At 63.0% G+C, this 6971-nt stretch carries 5 protein-coding genes and 1 pseudogene; 3 read left to right on the top strand and 3 right to left on the bottom strand.

Going from position 1 to position 6971, the window contains the following annotated elements:
• The first annotated feature begins 70 nt into the window (after nt 1-70).
• On the top strand, nt 71-1378 hold the full coding sequence (locus tag WAN71_RS24055) for a cytochrome P450 (protein WP_422227736.1): 1308 nt from the start codon (nt 71-73) through the stop codon (nt 1376-1378).
• A 10-nt stretch (nt 1379-1388) separates the two neighbouring features.
• Here the strand turns inward: WAN71_RS24055 and WAN71_RS24060 are convergent, their stop codons facing one another.
• A complete protein-coding gene (locus WAN71_RS24060) occupies nt 1389-2174 on the bottom strand; it encodes an alpha/beta hydrolase (protein ID WP_422227737.1) in 786 nt (261 codons plus the stop codon).
• 79 nt (nt 2175-2253) lie between these two features.
• Nucleotides 2254-3060, bottom strand: a complete 807-nt coding sequence (locus WAN71_RS24065; RefSeq protein ID WP_422227738.1) for an SDR family NAD(P)-dependent oxidoreductase — start codon at nt 3058-3060, stop codon at nt 2254-2256.
• A 252-nt stretch (nt 3061-3312) separates the two neighbouring features.
• Between WAN71_RS24065 and WAN71_RS24070 the strand changes: the two genes are divergently transcribed.
• Together WAN71_RS24070 and WAN71_RS24075 are read left to right on the top strand one after the other, a co-directional pair.
• Nucleotides 3313-4605 (top strand): PE-PPE domain-containing protein, encoded by a 1293-nt coding sequence (locus WAN71_RS24070; RefSeq protein ID WP_422227739.1) that lies wholly within the window; start codon nt 3313-3315, stop codon nt 4603-4605.
• Between the two features lie 304 nt (nt 4606-4909).
• On the top strand, nt 4910-5740 hold the full coding sequence (locus WAN71_RS24075) for an SDR family NAD(P)-dependent oxidoreductase (protein WP_422227740.1): 831 nt from the start codon (nt 4910-4912) through the stop codon (nt 5738-5740).
• A 70-nt stretch (nt 5741-5810) separates the two neighbouring features.
• Here WAN71_RS24075 and WAN71_RS24080 read toward each other — a convergent pair.
• Nucleotides 5811-6971 (bottom strand): annotated as a pseudogene (locus tag WAN71_RS24080) (hypothetical protein); the annotation flags it as partial.

The raw sequence follows: 6971 nt of genomic DNA on the forward strand, positions 1-6971 counted from the left end.
ACCGTAAGTGGCCGTCGGTTACGGTAGCTGCCGTAACCCCGGCACGAATCCTCACGAAGGGTGTAACCACATGTCGTTGGCTCGCAGGCTCCGCTTCCGCGCCAGCCTCATGAAGGTCGGAGTCGACGGCCTGGTCGGGGTGGCTCGGGACAAAGCCACTTCGTACGGCTACACCTTGACCGGTCGGAAAACCGCACCCGCCACCGACTTCGACCCGTTCTCACCAGAGACGATGCGCGACCCGTACCCGGGCTATCGCAGCTTGCTCACCGGGCCGGACGTGCCAAACGTATGGTACAACCGCAAGCGCGGCATCTGGATCATCGCCGGCTACGACGATTTGCGAAAGGCGTTGCGCGACAACGACGCATTATCGTCGGCGGAGAGCCAAAGCCGTTTCCGCGTCCACCTGCCGTCGATGAACGCGGTCGACCCACCGGATCACACTCGGCTTCGCAAATTCGTCTCCCGTGCGTTCACCCCACGGGCGATGGCGGCCTGGCAGGCCAACATCAACGAGGTCGCTGACGAACTCGTCGACGCCGTCATCGCCCGCCGCAACACCGAGGCGGTGTCCGAGCTGGCCAAACCGCTGCCAACCCGGCTGATCGCGATGATGCTGGGCATACCGCGGCACGATCGGCCCCAGTTCGTGGAGTGGTCGGACGAGATGGTCGCAGGTTCCTTCGTGCCGTTGACTCGGCACGGCATGACCCTCTCCGCGCGCTCGGGCTCCGCGACCGCGGCGATGCGCCGCAATCTCGATCCCCTCATCGCGCAGCGACGCCGAAATCCCAGTGACGACCTGATCTCGATGATGACCCCCGCCGACGCCGACGACGTGCTCACCGACGACGAGATCTTTTGGAGCGCCGCGATGCTGATCGGCGCCGGCAGCGAGACGACGACAAATATGTTGTCGGGGCTGCTGTTAACCCTCGCTGAGCACCCCGACCTGTATGCCCGGCTGCGCGCGCACCCTGAGCTGATTCCCGCCGCCATCGAGGAGCAGCTGCGATTTGTCGCGCCGGTGCAGGGGTTCTACCGCACCGCAACTCGCGACTACACCGTCGGGGAGAACACGATTCCCGCTGGCGCACGGGTGTTGCTGCTGTTCGCCGCGGCCAACCGCGACCCCCGTCACTACGACAATCCGGACACCTTCGACCTCGACCGCGACCCGACCGACCATCTGGCCTTCGGTGGTGGCGTCCACTTCTGCCTAGGCGCACCGTTGACCCGGTTGGAAGGTGCCCGGGTATTTTCACAGTTGCTACCGAGGGTCGAGGCGATCCGCCTCGCCGGGGACTACCGTTACCTCGACAACCCGACAATGCGCGGGCTGGAGCATCTTCCGCTGGAGTTGATACCCGCCTGAGCGGAAAGGCTTAGAGCCCGCGCGCAACCAACCAGGTATCGATGCGTTCGGCGACGGCGGTCCATCCCGGCTCGAGCATCATGTTATGGCCCATGTTGGCGAAGAACTCTGCTTCGGTGCCATATGCGCGTGCGGTGGCGAGTATTTCGTTGCGGGTGTGCGCACCATCCTCCTCGGCGCCGAGCACCAGCAGCGGCGTCGTCACGCGTTTAGGCCGGGGTAGGCGCAGCAGCAGGCAGTCGATGCCGATGCGCGAGCTGTCTTCTTGCAGCCGGGCCGCGTACTTGCGGACGTCGGCCTCCGGCGTCTGCGGAGAGAAGAATCGCTCCCGGGCCAGTTGTGGAGGGGTGATATACGGCAACGCCTTACCGGAGATCGTCATTTTGGCAAAATGCAACGGGCGATGCCTAATCCACCGCAGTGCGTTTCCGAGGTTTCCCTGCGGAGGAATGGACGTCATCAAAACGCCAGCCGGCGCGTCATGCGACTCCAGATACTTCTGCACGATAAGACCGCCCATAGAGTGACCGATGACCACTGGTGCGTTGGGGAGGCGGTCGGCAACCGAGCGGACATCCTCGACGTAGTCAGCGACCGAACAGACACGCAGTGGCTTGCTAGTCGGGCTGTCTCCATGACCGCGGAAACTCACCGCCAAAGCCCGATAACCTTTATCGGCAAAGAAGCTGAGGAAATTTTCGTCCCAACACCATGCTGCATGCCACGCGCCGTGGACAAAGAGCAGGGGAACAGGATGGGACTCGCTAACGTACCCCTTTTCGATCACCTCTAGCACCGCGTCAGCCTATCTGTCCGTGGCACCGGAACCATTGGGTGTCCAATAATCCGTATGCTATTCCGAGCGCGCCATGCCGCTAATTGGGTTTCGTCGGCAGTGCGCGTCGCGCGAGCAGCGGCAGCAGCCGCTCGTGCGGCGCAATCCGACAAAACGCCGCGGCGAGCCGATTTGCCCGACCCGGGACCACACGCGGCTTATTTGCAGCCAAACCATCGATTCCAGCCCGTGCGACCTCGTCGGCGGACTTCCACATGAAGCTAGGTAACACGGCTGCACGTGCCCCTGCGCTGAACCCGGCGGCGTCGTCCAATCCGGTGGCGACCGGTCCCGGACACAATGCAGTGGCTGTGACACCGGTGCCGCGCAACTCGCTGCGCAGGCTTTCGGTGTAAGACAACACAAATGCCTTCGCAGCACCGTAAGCGGCTTGCCCGGGCAGGGGATAGAAGCCCGCCAACGATGACACGTTCAGCACGGCGCCGCGACCGCGCTCCACCATCCCCGGCAGAAATCTGCTGCACAAATCCACCACGGCGACGACATCAACTTCGACGAGGTTGAGTTGTTGTTCTGGAACCGATTTCGCCACCAGAGCGCCAACCGACAGGCCAGCGTTGTTGATCAGAATGTCCGGCACCAGGCCCAGTGCCGCGACGCGCCCCGGTAGCGCGGCACGATCGGTTCGGCTGGATAGGTCGGCGGATAGGACGTGGGCTTTGGTACTTAAACTCCCGGCAAGTGCGTGAAGGCGGTCGGTACGTCGAGCGACCAACACCAGCTGATGGCCGCGCCGTGCAAGCTCCAGCGCGATGGCCTCACCAATACCTGACGATGCGCCGGTGACGATCGCAGCGCGGTCGTCTTCTGGTGTCGGCATCCCCACGCACCCGACCTTATCTGTGTGCACCAAGCCGCGGGCACCGGTTCGGCATCTGCGGGGCTTAACGGAAGTGCCCGGGGCCACCGGCGCAGAGATTTCCGACACGCCAATGTCGCGAATGTTGCACACGAGCGCGCGCCCGAATGGAAGATAGGCATCGGTTTTAAGCGCTAAGACCAATCGGCTGCCTTCGGACGCCTCGGCCGAGATCTACATGCTGAGCAGGGTCGTTGACGTGATCTGAATCGAGGTTCCATGACACGACGTAGTCTTCGTTGGCTGGGGGTTGGGCTGTTGGCAGGTGCCAGCGCCGGCCTCTTGGAAGTGGCCTCGACGCTGAACCCGGCGTTTGCCTTAGGGGACGATACCGCGCTGATCATGGGCTACGCCGGCACACCCGACCCGAATCAGACGTATGTATCGGAGGTGATGAACCTTTTCCTCCCGGGTACCCAGCAATTCCCGGGGCAGCCGGTGTTCCCTGGGTACTCCCCCGTCGTACAGCTCACGCCAGAGGGTGCTGACTATCAGCAGGTCATCACCCAGGGTGTCCCTGAGTTGGACCAAGGGATCATGCAGCAACTCGGGCAAGGAAACAACGTCGTCGTCTTCGCCTACTCGGAGAGCACCTCGATCGCCACCCAGGAAATGGTCAATCTCGCCGCCCTACCTGCCGACCGACAGCCCAATCCGGCGGATCTGCAATTCGTACTCGTCGAAGATCTCAACAACCCCAACGGGGGGTTTGTCGAGCGCTTCCCGTATCTCGCTACCATGAGCTTCCCCGCGACTCCTGCAGACAGTCTCTACCCCACCGACATCTACACCGTCGAGTACAGCGGAAGCTCCGACTTCCCGCAGTACCCGGCCGACCTGCTGGCGGACGCAAACGCCGTGGCCGGGTTTATTGACCTACACCCCTTTTTACTTCCTGGCTGGCCAACGGGTTTCACACCCTCAGAGCTCGCCGGAGCTGTGCTCGAGCCGACATCTCCGGGATACGACGGCGCCACCCAGTACTTCATGATTGCCACCCAAGATCTGCCGTTGCTGGACGGGCTGCGTGCCATCCCCGGCGTGGGACCTGCAATGGCCGACTTGATCCAGCCCGACATGCGGGTGATCATCGACTTGGGTTATGACCGCACCGGGGGCGCCAATGTCGCCACCCCGGCCGACTTGTCATTGCCAAATATCGACTGGACTACCGTCGACGCTGAGCTTGCCACTGGGGCGCAGCAAGGATGGACGGCCGCCATGGTCGACCTGGGAATGTTACCGACGTCCGACCTGCCGAATGCTTACCCGTACCTACCGGATATTTCGGGATTGGAATCCGGCTCGGTGGGGGCATCCGTCTCGGCGCTGCCCACCGCCAGTGCACTAGCCGGGGATTTGAGCGGACAGCCGAACCTCAGCGCACTGTTAGCGGACCTCAGCACATACGCAACAGCAGAACTCAGCGCGCTGTTCGGCTCCAGTGCAGCAACGGACGTCGCCTCACTGTCAAGCACCGATCTGCTATCAAGCCTCGCCGGACTTTTCTGAGACCTGATCGCAGTGTTGCAGGGCTGATGAAACATCAAGGCGTGGTAGTCGGTTCGTGCCCTCTGGGTGGACGCCACGGATCTGTCGGGCGCACAGCGGCCCCAAAACAGCTTGAGTATCTGCCATTCGCGGTTGTTACGGACACCTCTGAACGTAAGTGACAGTGGGTTACGGTAACTGCAATAACGATCGGTCGGAGCACCTCTGACGGGATGTTTGCCGGCGTGGTCGTCTGCACGCATGAACAATTCCTCATAATGTTGCCTGCCGGATAACGACTACCGTTGCAAGGAGCCCTGATCCGATGAAGAACCAGCCGATTGCTCTGGTCACGGGAGCGACGAGCGGCATCGGCGAGGCCACCGCCTACCGGTTGCAGGCGCTCGATTACGTAGTGTTCGCGGCCGGCCGCAATCCAGAAGCTCTCGATACCTTGCGGTCACGGGGACTGCAGGCCCGCGCGCTCGATGTCACCGACGAGGCCGCAGTGGCCCGGCTCGTCGAGGAGATCCACGCCGATTGCGGTGGGGTGGACGTCCTCGTCCACAGCGCCGGATTCCCGCTCCCTTGCCCTCTTGAGCAGGTGGCGCTGAGCGACCTACGAAACCTGTTCGAAACCAATGTGGTTGCCACACTCCACCTGTCACAGGCCGTATTACCCGGTATGCGCGCTCGTGGAGCGGGCAGGATCGTCACTATCGGAAGCACCGGCGGACGGTTCACCAGCCCGGGCGCAGGCGCGTACCACATCGTCAAGTACGGCGTCGAGGCGCTTTCGCTTGCTCTTCGGGCCGAGGTAGCGCAGTTCGGTGTTCGGGTCGTGTTGATCGATCCAACCGGGGTGCGCACGAGATTCGTTACATCCCAACTTGAGGCGACACCGTCATACGCCGATGACGATCCGTACGGCGAGTTCAAGCGCCGCTACGCGGCCACCACGCGTTCGCTCACCGAAATGCCCGGCATGATGGTCGGCGCCGACACTGTCGCCCGCGCTGTTATTCGGGCAGTCAAGTCCAGAAACCCCAAACCCCGCTACATCGTCGGGGCGTCTGGCAAGGCGTCCGTGCTTGCCCGAGCACTACTGACCGACCGGATGTGGGATCGAGTGATGAGCAGGGGTTTGAGCACGTAGTCCCTGAGCCACAGCGTGATCGGACCCCAACCCTGTGCTGGGGCAGACATATCCCACCGCGAGTCGCGGCTTAGAACAACGTCAGCAGGTCTGCTGGCAAAGTGCTCGCGAAGTTGGCAGGCAGGTCTGCGGCCAAGGACGCCAGCATTGTGCTGAGGTCCGCCTGCAGTTGCGTGGTCAGGTCCGTCGTCAGCGCGGATAAGAGCTCCGACACCGCGGACGTACTGAACATCGCCGTCAGCGCGCTCATGTCCGTCGACAACGCGTTGGGATCGACGCCCGCGGCCGCTGCGCTGGGGGCGTCCGAGGCTGCCGCCAGCGGGGGAACGGTGAAGCCAAGTTCCGTCCAGAACTGGTGGAATTCCGGCGCAAGTGTGGCGAGATCGAAGCTGCCCGGCGTGTTTTGGCCAAGGTAAGCCGGGTTTGCAAAGTCCCAGAAATTCTGGTTCTGCAACAGCGCGATGGAGGTTGCGATCTGCTCCGCCGTCGGGCCGTTGACCCCGCCGTCGGGCCCGGCCGAGCCGCCGGCATAGTTGGCCAGCCATTCGTTGATCACCGGATTGCCCGGCATCATGTTTCCGATGTCCTTGATCAGGGCCGGATAGTCCAATCCGGCGCTGACGACCCCGGAGCACGTCCCCGGGCAGAACGGGCTTCCCGGAGTGAACGGATCGAACAGCGTCAACCCGGCGGCGAAAGCCTGCAACGTTTGCGCGATCTCGGTCGGGTTGCCGTAGATAGCGTCGATGCCGGTGCCGTCGAGGCCGGTAGTTGAGGGCGTCGCCATCAAACTGTTGAAGAAGTTTTCGACCGGCACCCAGGGTTGGAACGTGAAGGTCTCGCCCGACCACGGCATCGCGTCGCCGGGGCCCGTGCCCGGGATACCTTGGCCGCCCAGAAGGGGATCAGTCGCGGATGACCAGCCAAGGAAGGGATGGACGGCACCGCTGGGGTCGGTCTGGGCGTCCAAGCTGGGGTTGAAGTAGTACGGGCTGAACAAATTTGCGTTCTGGAACCAGGTGTCGAACAGCGGAAATTTCTCCTGGCCGGACAGGATCTGCCCCAGCCATGCGTAGAAGTCGACCCCGGTCAGGCCGGTGATGGGACTCTCCGGCTCCAGGGGCGCACAGCCCGCGGCGTCACATCCAGAACTCGTCGGGAGTTCGGTTGCCACCAGCCCCCACAGTTGCTGGCCCAGGCCCGCATTGAAATCGGTTTCAGGAGCGTTCAT

The sequence above is a fragment of the Mycobacterium sp. genome, assembly GCF_049280035.1.
Lineage (GTDB): Bacteria > Actinomycetota > Actinomycetes > Mycobacteriales > Mycobacteriaceae > Mycobacterium.

Bases quoted from the DNA above. Each gene is read 5' to 3' on its own strand.
- WAN71_RS24055 (WP_422227736.1), top strand. From the start codon at position 71: ATGTCGTTGGCTCGCAGGCTCCGCTTCCGCGCCAGCCTCATGAAGGTC.
- WAN71_RS24070 (WP_422227739.1), top strand. From the start codon at position 3,313: ATGACACGACGTAGTCTTCGTTGGCTGGGGGTTGGGCTGTTGGCAGGT.
- WAN71_RS24075 (WP_422227740.1), top strand. From the start codon at position 4,910: ATGAAGAACCAGCCGATTGCTCTGGTCACGGGAGCGACGAGCGGCATC.